Origin of the sequence: Aneurinibacillus uraniidurans, assembly GCF_028471905.1 — a bacterium.
GTDB lineage: Bacteria > Bacillota > Bacilli > Aneurinibacillales > Aneurinibacillaceae > Aneurinibacillus > Aneurinibacillus uraniidurans.
In genome coordinates this window covers 1,004,486-1,019,846 of sequence record NZ_CP116902.1, presented here as the reverse complement: position 1 = coordinate 1,019,846, position 15,361 = coordinate 1,004,486, and the positions used below count along the sequence as shown (strand labels likewise).

Annotated in this window: 16 protein-coding genes; 2 read left to right on the top strand and 14 right to left on the bottom strand. The window is 46.5% G+C overall.

Annotated elements, in window-relative coordinates:
* The 9 genes from ybeY to rpsU form a co-directional block, all read right to left on the bottom strand.
* Positions 1 to 483 carry an rRNA maturation RNase YbeY gene (ybeY, locus tag PO771_RS05070; protein ID WP_272562197.1) on the bottom strand — a complete coding sequence of 161 codons (483 nt, stop codon included), beginning with the start codon at positions 481 to 483 and terminating at the stop codon, positions 1 to 3.
* On the bottom strand, positions 480 to 2,597 hold the full coding sequence (locus PO771_RS05065; protein WP_272562196.1) for an HD family phosphohydrolase: 2,118 nt from the start codon (positions 2,595 to 2,597) through the stop codon (positions 480 to 482). Before PO771_RS05065 ends, ybeY begins: the two co-directional genes overlap by 4 nt.
* A gap of 15 nt (positions 2,598 to 2,612) precedes the next feature.
* Positions 2,613 to 3,584 (bottom strand): PhoH family protein, encoded by a 972-nt coding sequence (locus PO771_RS05060; RefSeq protein ID WP_272562195.1) that lies wholly within the window; start codon positions 3,582 to 3,584, stop codon positions 2,613 to 2,615.
* 6 nt (positions 3,585 to 3,590) lie between these two features.
* Positions 3,591 to 4,790, bottom strand: a complete 1,200-nt coding sequence (yqfD, locus tag PO771_RS05055) for a sporulation protein YqfD (protein ID WP_272562194.1) — start codon at positions 4,788 to 4,790, stop codon at positions 3,591 to 3,593.
* Positions 4,791 to 4,811: 21 nt separating this feature from the next.
* Positions 4,812 to 5,093 carry a sporulation protein YqfC gene (gene yqfC, locus PO771_RS05050; RefSeq protein ID WP_272562193.1) on the bottom strand — a complete coding sequence of 94 codons (282 nt, stop codon included), beginning with the start codon at positions 5,091 to 5,093 and terminating at the stop codon, positions 4,812 to 4,814.
* A 117-nt stretch (positions 5,094 to 5,210) separates the two neighbouring features.
* Complete coding sequence (locus tag PO771_RS05045) at positions 5,211 to 6,203, bottom strand: hypothetical protein (RefSeq protein WP_272562192.1); 993 nt, start codon at positions 6,201 to 6,203, stop codon at positions 5,211 to 5,213.
* Positions 6,203 to 7,219: a phosphodiester glycosidase family protein gene (locus PO771_RS05040; protein WP_272562191.1), complete on the bottom strand. Its 1,017-nt coding sequence runs from the start codon at positions 7,217 to 7,219 to the stop codon at positions 6,203 to 6,205. The genes PO771_RS05045 and PO771_RS05040 overlap by 1 nt, the downstream gene beginning before the upstream one ends.
* Before the next feature lie 137 nt (positions 7,220 to 7,356).
* Entirely contained in the window at positions 7,357 to 7,800 is a 444-nt protein-coding gene (locus PO771_RS05035; RefSeq protein ID WP_272562190.1) for a GatB/YqeY domain-containing protein, read from the bottom strand.
* 12 nt (positions 7,801 to 7,812) lie between these two features.
* Positions 7,813 to 7,986: a 30S ribosomal protein S21 gene (gene rpsU, locus PO771_RS05030; protein ID WP_040301847.1), complete on the bottom strand. Its 174-nt coding sequence runs from the start codon at positions 7,984 to 7,986 to the stop codon at positions 7,813 to 7,815.
* A gap of 198 nt (positions 7,987 to 8,184) precedes the next feature.
* Here rpsU and PO771_RS05025 point away from each other — a divergent pair, with 198 nt between their 5' ends.
* The gene (locus PO771_RS05025; protein WP_272562189.1) at positions 8,185 to 9,567 is read left to right on the top strand and encodes a UDP-N-acetylmuramoyl-tripeptide--D-alanyl-D-alanine ligase; all 1,383 of its coding nucleotides are present in this window, start codon (positions 8,185 to 8,187) and stop codon (positions 9,565 to 9,567) included.
* An 8-nt stretch (positions 9,568 to 9,575) separates the two neighbouring features.
* Here the strand turns inward: PO771_RS05025 and PO771_RS05020 are convergent, their stop codons facing one another.
* Both PO771_RS05020 and PO771_RS05015 read right to left on the bottom strand, forming a co-directional pair.
* Complete coding sequence (locus PO771_RS05020) at positions 9,576 to 9,986, bottom strand: thiol-disulfide oxidoreductase DCC family protein (protein WP_272562188.1); 411 nt, start codon at positions 9,984 to 9,986, stop codon at positions 9,576 to 9,578.
* Positions 9,987 to 10,027: 41 nt separating this feature from the next.
* Positions 10,028 to 10,768 carry an SDR family NAD(P)-dependent oxidoreductase gene (locus tag PO771_RS05015; protein ID WP_272562187.1) on the bottom strand — a complete coding sequence of 247 codons (741 nt, stop codon included), beginning with the start codon at positions 10,766 to 10,768 and terminating at the stop codon, positions 10,028 to 10,030.
* Positions 10,769 to 10,894: 126 nt separating this feature from the next.
* Between PO771_RS05015 and PO771_RS05010 the strand changes: the two genes are divergently transcribed.
* Positions 10,895 to 11,791: a LysR family transcriptional regulator gene (locus PO771_RS05010; protein ID WP_272562186.1), complete on the top strand. Its 897-nt coding sequence runs from the start codon at positions 10,895 to 10,897 to the stop codon at positions 11,789 to 11,791.
* Between the two features lie 53 nt (positions 11,792 to 11,844).
* On the opposite strand, the gene PO771_RS05005 is transcribed toward PO771_RS05010, so the two are convergent.
* The 3 genes from PO771_RS05005 to PO771_RS04995 all read right to left on the bottom strand — a co-directional run bounded on the left by PO771_RS05005 (position 11,845) and on the right by PO771_RS04995 (position 15,317).
* Positions 11,845 to 12,921 carry a D-alanine--D-alanine ligase gene (locus PO771_RS05005; protein ID WP_272562185.1) on the bottom strand — a complete coding sequence of 359 codons (1,077 nt, stop codon included), beginning with the start codon at positions 12,919 to 12,921 and terminating at the stop codon, positions 11,845 to 11,847.
* Between the two features lie 183 nt (positions 12,922 to 13,104).
* The gene (locus tag PO771_RS05000; protein ID WP_272562184.1) at positions 13,105 to 14,001 is read right to left on the bottom strand and encodes a response regulator; all 897 of its coding nucleotides are present in this window, start codon (positions 13,999 to 14,001) and stop codon (positions 13,105 to 13,107) included.
* Positions 13,998 to 15,317: a sensor histidine kinase gene (locus tag PO771_RS04995; RefSeq protein ID WP_272562183.1), complete on the bottom strand. Its 1,320-nt coding sequence runs from the start codon at positions 15,315 to 15,317 to the stop codon at positions 13,998 to 14,000. Before PO771_RS04995 ends, PO771_RS05000 begins: the two co-directional genes overlap by 4 nt.
* Between the last annotated feature and the right edge of the window lie 44 nt (positions 15,318 to 15,361).

Here is a 15,361-nt window from a genome sequence, read left to right as displayed (position 1 = left end):
CTATTCACGCACAAGGCGCACCCGGTTCAAAATCTCATCCTGGCGAGCAAACATTTCTTTCTCATCTTCCTCAGTCTCATGGTCATAGCCAAGCAAATGCAAAAATCCGTGCGCCACCAAAAAGCCCATCTCGCGCTCAAAGGAATGACCATACTCCTCAGCCTGTTCACGAGCTTTCGGAATGGAAATCACAATGTCACCGAGCATATTTGGCAGCTCATCCATCTCTTCATCGAGGATGATTTCCATCTCGTCTTCCCCTTCTTCATTCATCGCAAAGGAAAGCACATCTGTCGGGCGGTCGATGCCGCGATAGTCACGATTTAGTTCATGAATGCTTTCATTGTCCACAAACGTAACCGTCACTTCCCCATCTACTTCCTCTAACTCCGCCGCTGCCTCAAGCACGCGTGCAAGCGTTGCAAGCAGCTCGTCCGACACTTCCGGCTCATATTCCTGAATGAATTCTACATCGATTTTCATGCCTGTTTCACCGCCACCTGTTTATCATCAGGATACTCAATCCGATTATGGAAAAAGCCCTGAAGCGTTTCACAAATTGATTTCGTTACCCTCTCAAGTTCCTGCATTGTCAGATCACACTCGTTAAATTGACCGTCTTCAAGCCGATCCGCAATAATGCGCCGCACGAGCTGCTCGATGCGCTCTGGTGTAGGACTTGCAAGCGAACGCACAGCCGCCTCCGCACTATCGCATATACCGACAATCGCCGTCTCGCGCGTCTGCGCTTTCGGCCCCGGATACCGATATTCCTCTTCAGAAACTGGTGTTTCAGACAACTGAGAGGCTTTATGATAAAAAAACTTCAGCAAGGTCGTACCATGATGCTGCTGGGCAAAATCGATAATCTGCTTCGGAATGTTATATTCCTTCAACATTTTCACGCCATCTTCCACATGCGCAATAATGATGCGCTTGCTCAATCCCGGCGCTAATGTATCATGCGGATTATCTCGATTGATTTGATTTTCGACAAAGAAATGCGGCCGCTTCATTTTCCCCACATCATGATAATAAGCCCCAACGCGAGCCAACAGCCCGTCTGCACCTACCGCCTCGCAGGCTGCTTCTGATAGATTTGCTACCATCATGCTATGATGATACGTTCCGGGTGTCTCCATCAATAGGCGACGCATCAATGGCTGATTTGGATTGGACAACTCAATTAAGCGCATCGGGGACAAAATCCCGAATATCCCTTCGAACAACGGTAAAAACCCAATCGCTAATATAGCTGCAAGCATCCCGCTTAATATGCCGAATACGGACTGATTAAGCACATCCCGCCAGCCAGTTGACGAGGATAGAAGCAGGTACAGTGCCACGATCGTAAGCACATTAATAATCGCTACCAGAAAGCCCGCCTGCAAAATACGGGTGCGTTTGGTTGCCTTACCAAGTGAATACGCACCTGCAACCCCGGTAACAAATCCGTACAGCACATAACGAAAATCAACGGGCAGAAGACTCTCATAGTTAAATACGATTCCAGATATAAACGCAAACAGGACACTACATATAACCGCTAGCTGTGTATCTAACAAAATCGCAATCAACATCGAGCCGAGTGCGATCGGCACAGCATATCCCGGCAGGAAAAAGTTTATTCCTTTTCCCATACTTGTGATTTTCATCACGATAATGGTCAGGCAAATAATCGAACTCAAAAGTAAAATTTTAGAATTATCCCAATACACATCCCGATGCGCCTGTGATAAATAAAACGCCAGAAACAAAACAAAAAAGCCGGCGCACATTGCTAATCCAAAAAACGGTAGATAGCTGGCGTTGCGCTCTAGCAAACCCGCTGCATCCAGCCTGTGGTATACTTGCTCAGAAATGTACTGTCCCTTCTCAACAAGCACCTCTCCCTTGTAAATCATTGTTGGCTTGACTGAGCGGCGTACCGTTTCTTTCAGGGCGTTTGTCGCCTCTTCATCAATCGTTACATTCGGTACAATGCTTGCTATAGCGATTTCCCGCACGATTTTACGCGTTCGGCTATCTAAATCTGCCAACACCAGCTGCTGATTGACCTGCTGCTGTATTTCTTCACGCGCTACGTTCTGATCAATCCCCTTCTGCATCACTGCCGTTACAACTTTATTCGTCTCTTGTGCTGCTGCAGTAAGAGAAGCAGCTGGCATCGCAAGCAAGGCAGGCATTGTATCGCCTGGGAGTGCGAACGGGCTGCTTTCCTTCAAATCCTTCAATTTTGCATCCGGCGTGGTTTCCGTCTGCCCTTGTAGATCTGTCACCTTCTTAAAAACAAAGTTCACCAGCTTTAGCTGATGGACGGTAACAGCATCATTACGTGCATACACAGGCCTCATATCTCGGACTGCCTTAGCACGAGCCTGTTCGGTTGCTTCCGTATCCTCAACCGTAACAGGAGCCGTCAAAGTAACACCGCTCACCGTATTCACATTCAAATCGAATGTTTTCGGCAAAACGTCACTCATGATCGGCAAATAAATCAACAGACCAAGCACTATAAATAACAAGCTGCGAATTGTAGCACTTGTCTTCCATGTATCTGGAACGGCGCGGAACAACTGCCGCAATTTCGCTTTCATCTTGTACCACCCCTTTTAGCGGGATGCTTCGCTTTCCTGTTCATACGCAGTAATAATTTTTTGTACGAGCGGATGGCGAACGACATCCAGCCCGGTTAAGTAAACGAAGGACATCCCTTTCAATCCTTCCAGAATACGGGCTGCTTCCTGTAAGCCTGACTTTTTGCCACGCGGTAAATCAACCTGTGTTACATCCCCGGTAATCACCATTTTCGAGCCAAAGCCAAGGCGGGTCAGAAACATCTTCATCTGTTCCGGTGTTGTATTTTGCGCTTCATCAAGAATAATAAAGGAATCATCCAGTGTCCGCCCTCGCATATAAGCAAGCGGGGCTACTTCAATGATGCCGCGCTCTCTATACTTCGTCACCTGCTCCGCACTTAGAAGATCTTCGAGCGCATCATACAGTGGACGCAAGTACGGATCGACCTTCTCCTGAAGGTCACCCGGTAAAAATCCAAGGTTCTCTCCAGCCTCTACAGCCGGACGTGTCAAGACAATCCGTTTCACTTTATTTGCTTTCAGCGCCGTAACAGCCATTACTACGGCCAGGTACGTTTTCCCTGTACCAGCTGGTCCAATCCCAAAGACGATATCGTTCTTCTTAATCGATGTCACGTAATAGCGCTGTCCAAGCGTTTTGACGCGAATCGGCTTGCCCTTAAGCGACATCGCAATCGGCTGGTCATACAATTCGATGAGTTCTTCTAATGCATCTTCTTTGGAAAGCTCGATTGCATACATCACGTCTTGTAGCGAAAGCTGACTTCCTCGCCGGAGAAGTCCTGCTAGCACACCGAACAACTTCACGCTGCGCTCTACTTCATCAGCAGGCCCTGTAATCGTAATCTCTTCACTGCGTGCAAAAATGTGGGCAGCAGTCGTATTTTCAATTTCTTTCAGATGTGAGTCGTGCGGTCCAAATAACAGGCTTGCTTCTTCCGCACTTTCTAGGCGTATCGTTTTGCTTGTCTCTTCTGCATGCAAAAGACCTCAGTCCCCTTCGTTCGTAATAGGCTGCTCTGTAATCGGCTGTTCTGCCGCAATATCTTCTACTACAACAAAATGAAGCTTCATATAAACTTTACCATTCTCTTGGTTTTCGTGCAAAACTTTTTCCGTTTTGATATACGCACCCTTTTTCAGGCTTTTTAATAAGGTTTCCCTAGCGTATTTCTTGCCGATTTCTAGCGCTTCTTTGTTTGTGAGCGTACTCGTAATACTTTCATTTTGCCGCACAACTTCCGTTTTCATCCCAAGCGGAAAAATATAATCGCCCGCATGAATCCAGTCTGTGTTCTCACTTCTAACAGACTGCTTATATTCTGGAACATCAAATCCTTGAATCTTAACTTGATATGTTCCAAGCATGAGATAGCGGCTTGTATACGATTCACCCGTCAGCACTGGATGCTGCTGCTTGAGTGGCACCGTCACCTCCGACTCATACCATGTTTCACCTTCAACCGTGCCCCTCGCTGCCACAAGCTGTGTCTGCTCCTCATTGCCCAGTGCACCGGAGATGAGGATATCTCCTTTTTGTACCCAACTTTGCGGACGTACAAGGGGGCGCCCAGCTTCTGCGAAGATCGAATGAACAATTGCTTTTTTGGTGGCGATAATATGACGAGGCCCAGATGTGTCACGCGGTGTTGGCATCACTTTCTCCACGACGCGAATAATCGCGGTCGTTCCCTTCATCTCAAATCCGACCCAGGAAACATCTGGCATATCAAGCAGCAGACGGCGCTGCATCTCTTTTGGCTCGGGAATGCGGAATGTGAATACGCCCGGTTTCACTCCCGCCCGAGCTGCCATCTCCTGAATTTGAAACGCAGGAATGCGTTCATTTCCCACCACATCAACACGCCAGACAACCTGAGAGAGCATGTACACACCGAGAACAAACAAAATAATCCCTATGCCAAACATAAACCGGGTGCGCAATTTGCGCAGCACAAATGGTAGACCAACCCGACGCACGACATGCACCCGACAGCCTGTCTCCCGAAGAAACGGGCGAAGTGCAAAGAAGCTAGCCAGCGGTACACTCATATATGCTTCTTCGCCTGTACGCTGAATATCCCATACATGTATGCCATCTCCCACAACCCGGTTCAAAAAACGCTCCAGGCGTCGTCCACGTACACATAACACGAGATAGCCTTGAAACCAGCTGACTCCGTTTTTCATCGTCTATCTCCCTTCCGTCTATTATTCATCGATAAATAGCACTTGGCTGACGATCCCTTCAACAAGAACTTCCTCTGGCAAAATGGCACGGATTACAAGATTCTCCCCGCGAATGAGCAGTTGTCCTTTCGTCAAAAGCAAACGGAGTTCCTGATTGCTGAACCACAGAACTCCGCGGTGATTCTCAATATACATCTGCAGCTGTCCGATCATGGTAATGCGCGGCATTTCCATCGTAAGGTCACTCGGCATATCGAGCACACCGGTTGCAAATCGCCGCCATTTTTCGCTCCATTTTTTCACGCGCCAGGCCCCCTCTCTTCGCGTCCAGAAGAGGAACGTCGTTCGTTCTTACTCTTCACGTTATGAGTGAGCAAGGCAAAATATGAGAGGAAACACAGCTAAAAAAAAGAGCGAGGCTTATTTCGCCTCGCTCCCTACTTTATTATTTTGTTCAACAGGCGCAGGATCGCCCCCCCCATTCACGGCTGGCTCCTGCTGCGGCTGCTGTTCTTCTGTTTTTGATTTATCTGATTTACTCGATTTGTCAGATTTCTGCGATTCATTTGTTGACTTCTCATTCGTCTCACGCGACTTTTTATGCTCATCCTTCGTACTATCCGATTTCTTCCCACTCGTGCGTTTCGGTTCATCCACTTGTGAAGACGACTTTTTCTTTTCCGTAGTAGTTGGTTCGGCTTTGTCGATTACCTTCGAACCATCTGGACGGCGAAGACGGTCACCCTCATATGTCCATACCTTCCCTTTATCGGTCGTGATCACTAGCTTGTCCTCTGTCGGATTGTAATCGATGTGATCAATCACAACATTCGCAAGCGAGAGACGATGAATCCCTGTACTCGCCTTGTATTTATACACTTCGTCATAACTACCATTGTTCATCTCGATATAGACGAACTCAAGATACGGCGAGAAATACACCGCTTCTACTTCCCGTTGTTTCGAAGACCACTGGTGTATCTCTACCGGCTTCACCTCACTGTTAGCACCTGCTCGTATGAGATAGCCAGTCAGCGTCGATTTTCCTTTGACAAAATAAATCAGCGTATCAGACGGCTCAAGCCACTTCATAAATGTGACATCCCCAACGTCCTGATCGAAAAGAAGACCTGTTTTATCTTCAATTTGCAGCCGATTATCTGCTGTCGTGTAAGCGACATGTCTCTGATCTTCTGTCAGTGCCGAGAGCACAGCAGACCCCGGGACACTAACCCTACTTTCAGCAGGTGTAGCGGTAGCCGATACTGCACCGCCTGCTTTTTTCATAGCAGCTTCAAGCGATGGTGGCTTTAAAAAGAGGTCAATGCCATACATTGATCCAAACTGAAGTACACTGAGTACAACGAAGGCGATTCCCCATCTTTTGAAGCCTGAATTTTTTTTCTGCTGCATTATTTTTTCACCCCATCCACAATAAAGCTGGTAGCCACATAGCGTTCTCCAAGCGGGTTGGATGGCTCAACAAGAAATTCATTATTATAATACAACTCGGTACTGTATCCTCCGTCCAGATTCGCAGCAACAGTCGCACCGTTCTCAAGCATCACTTCTTCACAATCAATTAGGCTCGCGCCAATTCCGTTCTTTCCTCGTCCTGAGAGAGCCAGCAGAAGAATCGCACCATCCTCACGCTGACCAATCGCCGAGCGCGGTGCAATCCCCCATGAATCATCTTCCTCTTTCAGGAACGGTTGCCCATCGCGCACAAGCTGCGGCCCGAATGATACAGCATCCTGTACGCCAAGCTTCTGCAAGTCTTCATATTTGTATTTGCCGACCACAAGCGCTCCCTCTTTAGTCAAGCCAATCATCGGCTGTGCAACTCCTTGATAACCACCGATGTATTTGCCACGTGATAAGGTAACACCAAGCGGCATACCACCTGTCCCTTTTCCTTTAACATCATAAAATCCACCAGCATTAATGCCGGCAATTGCATTCTCCCGCTTCACCATGCTGCTCACGGTTTCACCGACATTGCCAAGTTCTTTCGTCACAGCCACATGCACCCGCTTCGGGTCCTTAATGACTAGCAGTGAACCGGAATACTTCGTTGTCGTGATCGGGATCACATCAATCCCGTCATCGTGAACCTGCGAGAAGTTCCCTGCATGCATCGTTCCTTCGCTCATAGTCTCCATGGAAATTGGACGATATTTATTCAGCGTCTCCGCTGAATAGAACGGTTCGATGTATTGAGGATGGCGACTTGTCAATACAGCACCGACAACCGCCCGGCGCATATTCTCAAACGGACCATATAGGACAAGTGCAAACGATGACAGGGTAAAATAAAATAGCATCAAGAGCAAACCCGCAATCGTACGCAGAACCCGCTTCGGCTTTTTCTGCGTACGGAGCAAAGGAGCCTCCTTCTGCGTATATGCCTTCTGTTGGGCTTCCATCATATCTCTGTAACCCTCTCCTTACATTCCTTTTTATTACCTATCAATTATAATAGATAGTAGAATGACATTCTACGGCAATCTTCGACAATATTCAAAAAGCCTCCCCAAAATTGGGAAGGCTTTTTGAACAGTTCGTCCTACTGTAAGAGTTCCTGAACGACTTTATTGACAAGTGCACCATCCGCGCGTCCTTTAACCTTCGGCATTAGAACGCCCATCACTTTACCCATGTCTTTCTTAGAAGAAGCACCTGTCTGCTCGATCGCTTCCGCGACTAGCTTACGAATGTCCTCTTCTCCAAGCTGTTCAGGCATATATTCCATTAATACAGCAATCTCATCACGTGAGGCTGCTGCAAGGTCGTCACGACCAGCTTTTTCGAATTCTTGGAGGGAATCGCGTCTTTGCTTGAGCTCGCGAGTCAAGACCGTTAAAACTTCATCGTCAGACAATTCCTTGCTCTGGTTGATTTCCTCGTTCTTGATCGCGGATTTCACCATGCGGATAACGGAAAGTTTAAGCTTGTCTTTGCTTTTCATCGCTTGCTTCATGTCATCAGTAAGACGTTCGACGAGTCTCATTACTTATTCCTCCTAAAACTTGCGCTTACGAGCTGCCTCGGACTTTTTCTTGCGTTTGATACTAGGCTTTTCATAGTGTCTGCGCTTTTTAACCTCAGCAAGAACGCCATCTTTGGAGCAGTCACGTTTGAATCGGCGCAACGCTTGGTCTAACGACTCGTTTTTACGTACACGAACTTCTGCCATTTGTTTCCCCTCCCTCCGCCTTAACCATAAACAACGACACAGCACAAAAACGCACTGGAAAAGTCGTCAAAAAACATTATATTACACACATCCGAGCAGGTCAATATTTGAGTGCTACTTTTCTGCGAAAATAGATTCTTGCCCCCCCTTCCGTATGGTGATAGCATGGGAAGGAAACTTGATGCGGGAGGGACATTTATGTTCACAGTGAAAGAAATCACAGCCATTACGGAAGGCGAACTTATCCAGGGAAATGACGAAATCCTGATCACGTCCGTTCATTTTGATTCACGTCAGCTTACAAACCATTCGCTATTTGTCGCACTGACAAGTGGCGTGCGCGATGGTCACGAATTCCTGGCTGCTGCCGCCCAAAAAGGCGCGACTGCCGCATTCGTGTCCAATCGCGAGCTTGCTAAAGCCGCTGATGTACCAGCTTCATTCGCTCTTATTCTTGTGCCGGATACGGAAAAAGCATTTCAGCAGCTAGCACGTATTTACCGCAATCGCCTCTCTATCCCGATTGCTGCAATTACCGGTAGCAACGGAAAAACAACGACTAAAGATATTCTTGCCCATCTGCTATCAGGCAGCAAACATGTGTATAAAACATACAAAAACTTCAATAATCATCTCGGTGTTCCCCTCTCCCTGCTGCAAATCACACCGGATACGGAAGCAGCCGTGCTCGAACTCGGCATGAATCATGCAGGAGAGATTGATCTGCTCGCAGGCATCGTACGCCCGACATTCAGTGTCATCACGAATGTGAATGATGCTCATATTGAATTTTTTGAATCACGCGAAGCAATCGCTCAGGCAAAAGGAGAACTGCTCGGTCATACCAACCCGGATGGCTTCGCCTGCTTAAATATGGATAATCCTCTCGTAGCCGCACTCGCCCCTCTTAATCCGGGCAAAACCTATTTTTATCATGTGCAGCGCGATAGTGAGGATACAACTGTAGCGGATGTTACTGCGTCTAACCTTTCTTTTGATGAGAAAGGCACTCACTTTACGGTCACATACGCGGGCGGCCAGTTCCGCTGCTTCATGCCTTTATTTGGCGATTATAATGTATCCAATGCACTTCCTGGCATCTTCATTGCCCTTCAACTCGGTCTAAGCGAAAGCGAAATTACCCGCCAGTTGGCAAATCTGTCTATCTCTGCTATGCGTTTTGAACGGAACGAGGGTGCAAATGGGCTGCTTATTATTAACGATGCGTACAACGCCAGCCCATCTTCGATGATGGCAGCTGTCGAAACGTTCTTATCCGTTTATCCAGAACGGAAGAAGGTGCTTGTGCTTGGCGATATGTTTGAGCTTGGTGCACAAAGTACGGCTTACCATCGCGAAGTAGGTGAGAAGCTTCGCTCGCTTGGTACCTCATTCACACTCGTTGCCATCGGGGATGCTGCCCGCTATCTGGCAGAAGGATACGGCGAAGAAGCTCATCATTTTGCATCCAAGGAAGATGCTGCCACCTACCTTGAAGCCTTCAAAAGCGATCAGTATGCACTGCTCCTGAAAGCATCGCGCGGCATGAAAATGGAGACGCTGCTCGACGCACTCCGCTAACGATCTACTTATTCCAGAAAGCGTGCTTGTATGTCCGGTGTCGGCATCAGGCACGCTTCTTTTTTGCCAAACCATCGATAGCGATTGCGTGCCACCCATCGATATACACCGTCGCGCAATACTCGGGGAACAATCATGAACCCATACAAAAGTGGCCATAGACCTGATAAATGACGGCAAATTCGCAGAGCTGCTGTCGAATGCGTATACACCTTCCCGCTCTCGATTACAACTACACTATCCGGCATAGCAGCATCTGAATGATATGCCTGCAAAAGCCTTGTACCTGCCTTCGACTGCAGCGCTGCAAATCGAAACACGGCCCCTGGATCGCGCTGAATAATAAACCGGACACTACCCTCACACAAATTACACACACCATCAAACAAAATAACCGGATGTCCCTCTTGCTCGTTCATGTTGTCTCCCCTCTACCAGACTTTTGCAACCTACTATTAGGTTACAATGTTTGCCCGCTGTCTACTGTAATGATTTGACCTGTCATCGCCTCTTGCTCCAGGACCGCACAGATCATTTGTGCAATATCTTCAGGTGATGCAATGCGCTGCAGCAGAAGATTAGGTGCTAACTGCTTCATTTGTTCTTCCTTGCCAGCCCACCATCTTGTCGCAACAGCTCCTGGCACAATGCAGCAAACTCTAATGTCCGGAGCTAAAGCACGAGCTAATGATTTAGTGAGACCGTGAACAGCGGCTTTGGATACCGCATATGGAAGCGAAGAGCCTACTCCTGTTTGTCCAGCTATGCTGCCAAGATTGACGATTGCTCCTTGCTTGTTGTTCTTCATAAAAGGAGCAACAGCTCTCGCACAGTAAAACATTCCTTTGACATTAACATTATAAAGCTCATCCCACGCTTCCTCTGTCACCGCCTCCATATCGTCTAACGGAATGTGCCGCGTGATGCTCGCATTATTCACAAGCAAATCTACTGTTCCGAATCTTTCGATAATTATACCGACCATCTCCCGTACTTCCTTATCTTTGGAAACATCGGCTCGTATGGCTATCGCTCGCCCACCCTCGTTATTGATAATTTGTACGGTTTCTTCTGCATCGACAGTAGAGCGCGAATAATTCACTACAACAGTTGCACCACGCTTAGCCAGTGCAAGGCATGTTGCTCTACCAATCCCTGTACCACCACCGGTAACGAGGGCTACTTTGTTGTTTAACATCATTTTCAATCATCTCCCTACTATTGTAACTTGATATAAATGATTGTATATCGTCATATCTAATTTGTATAATTGAACTAATGAAATGTTTTGTTCAAAAAAAATGAACTAAATACTAGAGGTACTACGATGGATCTCAAGACATTAAAAACTTTTCAAATGATCGTGAATTATGGAAGTTTCAATCGTGCAGCCGAAGAAATGAATTATGCTCAATCTACCGTCACGATGCAAATTCAAAAACTAGAATCCAGCCTAGGTGTTCAGTTGATCGAGCGCGGAAAAAAAATTCGATTAACGGAAGCTGGCAGATTGTTTCATGAAAAAAGTCTACAAATTATTAAGAACATGGAGCAATTACAAACAGACCTATCGGATTTGCAATTGGGCGAAGCAGGAAATATTCGTTTAGGGGTGACGGAGCCAACTGGCAGCTATCGATTGCCTAGTATTTTAGAACGATTTTTATCTCATTTTCCTAAAATACGTGTCGATGTTGATTTTGCAAACACATCAACATTAAGCGATCGACTTCTCAATGGTGATATTGATTTAGCACTATGCTCTACACCCGATCTAGGAGCTCCTCTCCATTTTGAACCTTTATTTAAAGAAGAGTTTGCGATCGTACTGCCAGAAAACCATTCGCTTGCTCAAAAAGCAGTGATAGTGCCCGATGATATTCAAGAACATCGTCTGCTCATTACGTCAGCAACCTGCCCGTACCGCCGAAAACTTGAAATGACATTACAGGAATCAGGGAATATGCCACTAAATACGATGGAAGTAGGAAGTATGACCGCTTTGAAATATTACGTCGCAAGTGGATTAGGTATCGCCCTTGTTCCAAAAATCATTTTGCAACGAATTCCTCCAGGAACCACGGTACGGACGATAAGCGGCAGTTTTATCGACATGACTTTCGGTATCCTCTGTAACACATCAGAATATCCGTTGACATCGGCAGGCTTGAAACTTTATCAATTTCTCAAGCAGGAACTTCATGAGCAATCGACATGCTCGTAACCTAAAAAAAGAGGAGCAGACAGATGTCCGCTCCTCTTTTTACCCGTGTACAATTATTCCATAAACTTCTCAGCTACCAGTTCATTTTCTTTCTTCTCGGTATAACGCTCAATCGCAAACCCGATCAGACGATCAATCAGTTCAGCATATTCTACGCCTGCCGCCTTCCACATCATCGGATACATACTGAATGGCGTAAAGCCTGGCAGCGTATTAATTTCATTAATATAAAGCATATCGCGTTCTTCATTCCAGAAGAAATCAACACGGGATAACCCGCTACAATCAAGAGCAAGAAACGCCTTCACAGACAGCTCCTTCATGCGTGTCACCACTGAATCCGGCACAAGTGCTGGAATATCAAGGCGGGTATTGTTACTTTTGTATTTCGCTTCATAATCATAAAATTCATTGCCGAAAATAATCTCCCCGACAACAGAAGCTGCTGGATTGTCGTTGCCAAGCACGGCAATTTCCAATTCGCGGCCAGCGATGAATTCCTCGACAATCACTTTCCGGTCAAAACGTGCGGCAAATTTCAATGCCTCAATCAAGCCATCCCGGTCCTTTGCCTTGCTAATGCCGACACTTGATCCCATATTGGCTGGCTTCACAAAGCACGGCAGACCAAGTTCTTCTACGATACGGTCGCAAATACCGTCCATATCTGCATGAAGCTCACTGCGCAGAAAACTACGGTATGCGCCCTGCGGTAGACCCGCACTCGCAAATACTTCTTTCATCATTACTTTATCCATACCAAGGGAAGAACCGAGAACACCAGAACCAACATATGGTACATCAAGCAGCTCAAGCATCCCTTGTAGCGTACCATCTTCTCCGTTCGGGCCGTGAATAACCGGAAAAATTACGTCTACCTGTTCTGCCAGGGTAAATACATCTGGCGCTTGATGCTGATCAAGTGTATAGCGCAATTCTTCTGCCTTCTCCGGCACATCCGTCACCCATGGTCCCTGCACCCATTTCCCCGTCACATCTACATAGATCGGCAACACCTCATATCGTTCCTTATCGACCGCTTGAATGATCGAATGCGCCGTATGAATCGACACCTCATGCTCGCTTGACTTGCCTCCGTAGATGATTCCTACTCTTTGTTTCGTTGCCAAGGGTATTGCCTCCTTAAACGTCTAGGACAAGGTTACGCCTGTGCCTATTTTCTTCATCGTATGTAACGATTGGGCGAATGGATATCAACAATCACATTCGTTGCGTATTTATCATACCAGTTTTTCGATGTATGGGGGCAAGGAATTCACAGAAATCGTACAAACGACAGACAAATACTGCTTTTACACATTCTCTTTTGTCTCTAAATATAACGTGAAAATAAACTTCTTCACATTCAGTCGGACGCGCGATCCTTCTTCGTTCTGCTCAATCTCCCGCATCTTCTGACGCACATCGGTAAAATCAAAATATTTCGATGCATACAGCTCGAATTTCGGATTGCTATAATCTTCAAGCCCAAGCGAAGCGAGATTCTGCAGTGCCCGTGCGACAGCGCGACGAATACGCTGCTCCATCGCCTTTACTTCCCGCTGCACATCCTCTGCTTCTATATAGGTCGCATACTCTGTAAACATATCCTTAAGTGCCGGAAAATCCCTGATGCTCTCCTGTCTATGCTTCTTGAGTAAATATTCAATCAAATTAACAAGATCGCGGCTGCCAGATTCTCCAACTATTCCAAAATCTGCAAGCACACTTTGGGTAAACGAACGACCGCCTCGCTCCTTGCGACTTGGTTCACCCTGCTGCGATGACATATCCAGAAATGAAAGCGTATGCCGAATGCCTTGCAGTGAGCGTTCAAGCTTAATGTGCTCCATCACTTTTTTAATGACAGATAGCACCTCAATCCGATTGATCGGCTTATGAATAAAATATTCGATCCCTTTGCTGTACGCTTCCGCCACCATATCTTTATGCTCGACTTGCGAAATCATAATGAACTTACCTTCATAGCCCATTTCCCGCAAACGTTCGATCGTTTCAATGCCATCCTGCTTGGGCATAAGCAAATCAATGAGGACAATGTCACACTTTTTCATTAAAATTGTAGGTTCTGCCCCAAATCCATCCTCGGCCTCCCCGACAATGTCACCCAGATCTTCGTACTCAATCGCGTTATGCAGCATCTTACGTGAAGATGGATCATCATCGATAATAAAAAAACGAAATCTCATACGGTTTCTTCCTCTCTTTTGCGCAGCACTTCAACTGGAAGGCGTACAATAAATGTCGTAACTTCAGGGGCCTGTCCACGGTTCACTGTGAGCGTACCACCAAGCTGCTCGACAATATGTCGGGCATGAGCGAGTCCAATCCCTGTAGATGCATTGCCCTGTTCATCATATTTTGTCGTATAGCCTGGATTAAAAATATAGTCTTCCTCTCCCTCAGCAATCCCACTCCCACTGTCCGTTACAGCGAACATAAACATATTTCCCTCACGTCGTATCCGAAGCATAATCCGCCCTTCCTCTTCAATGGCCTCGACTGCATTGGATAACAAATTATTTAGCACTGATAGAAGGGAGTATACTTCCTCTGTTACGAGCGCAACTTGAATATCTGCAAAAAACTGTATTTTTTTCCCTAACATACGAGCATATTTATCATTGGCATTCAGCACAAGACGAAGAATATCCCGCAATCCGAGCCTGCTTGCTGCTTCTTCCTGTTGAATGATTTTACTCATGCCGCTTAAGATGCGCTGAGAGTCTTTTTTAATCTCATGTACTTCTTCGGCAATAAATAATGCACGGCGTGATAGTGGAAGCTCTTCTTTTGGCAGCACACCATATGCTTCGTACTGCTTTACGTCGCGATACAGATGATAGCCGTTGCGGGTCACTTGTTCAATGTGACCCATCATTTTCTTTAGATAGAGCGCTTCCACATGGAGATCACTCCCAATCATCAGCAATTTCTCAAACCGAAGCTGCTGCTCTTCGTGAATTTCTCGCAAATGCCGGATTTCAATAATATTAAAGAAACCAACAATGAGAAAACTACGGACAAAAGCCAAAATGAGGAGAAAATATTCATCCTGCCAGACAACCGGCACATAAAAATAGCCGTACGTCAAACTCTTGCGGACGATTAATTCGGTCACATTTCCTAAAAAATCAGCCGCAACCCCGATCATAGCTAGACGAATCGGCTGCTGCAAATAACGCCAGGCCCGACCGAACCACATAATCAATCCAAACGCCATATAAAATGCCAGGGTAGGCAGATGAGTCAGCACACTGTCGTGCACAGAGAACGGATGAGCGGGAAAAATAAAATCAAGAAAAATTCGGAATCCGACTACGGCACTTCCTGTCAACACAGACGTCAGCAAAATCGGAATTTCACGAACCCAGATAAGCGCAAAAAAGAAAAAGGCACTACCAAAACTAATACGAAATTCACTATGGAATGGCTGAAACTTGAGCTCTCCGAACAGCATTGTGGCGCCAACCAGCAACAAAATCATGGAAAACTTGCTTTTCACCGTATATAGCCTCCTTTGTTGCAGAAAAAGAAGCTCCATCCGGA

Coding starts and splice junctions, on each gene's coding strand:
- PO771_RS05020 (WP_272562188.1), bottom strand. CDS start 9,986: ATGAACGAGCAAGAGGGACATCCGGTTATTTTGTTTGATGGTGTGTGT.
- PO771_RS05015 (WP_272562187.1), bottom strand. CDS start 10,768: ATGATGTTAAACAACAAAGTAGCCCTCGTTACCGGTGGTGGTACAGGG.
- PO771_RS05045 (WP_272562192.1), bottom strand. CDS start 6,203: ATGCAGCAGAAAAAAAATTCAGGCTTCAAAAGATGGGGAATCGCCTTC.
- PO771_RS05035 (WP_272562190.1), bottom strand. CDS start 7,800: ATGAGACTCGTCGAACGTCTTACTGATGACATGAAGCAAGCGATGAAA.
- PO771_RS05040 (WP_272562191.1), bottom strand. CDS start 7,219: ATGATGGAAGCCCAACAGAAGGCATATACGCAGAAGGAGGCTCCTTTG.
- PO771_RS05010 (WP_272562186.1), top strand. CDS start 10,895: ATGGATCTCAAGACATTAAAAACTTTTCAAATGATCGTGAATTATGGA.
- yqfD (WP_272562194.1), bottom strand. CDS start 4,790: ATGAAAAACGGAGTCAGCTGGTTTCAAGGCTATCTCGTGTTATGTGTA.
- rpsU (WP_040301847.1), bottom strand. CDS start 7,986: ATGGCAGAAGTTCGTGTACGTAAAAACGAGTCGTTAGACCAAGCGTTG.
- PO771_RS05025 (WP_272562189.1), top strand. CDS start 8,185: ATGTTCACAGTGAAAGAAATCACAGCCATTACGGAAGGCGAACTTATC.
- PO771_RS05065 (WP_272562196.1), bottom strand. CDS start 2,597: ATGAAAGCGAAATTGCGGCAGTTGTTCCGCGCCGTTCCAGATACATGG.
- ybeY (WP_272562197.1), bottom strand. CDS start 483: ATGAAAATCGATGTAGAATTCATTCAGGAATATGAGCCGGAAGTGTCG.
- PO771_RS05000 (WP_272562184.1), bottom strand. CDS start 14,001: ATGAGATTTCGTTTTTTTATTATCGATGATGATCCATCTTCACGTAAG.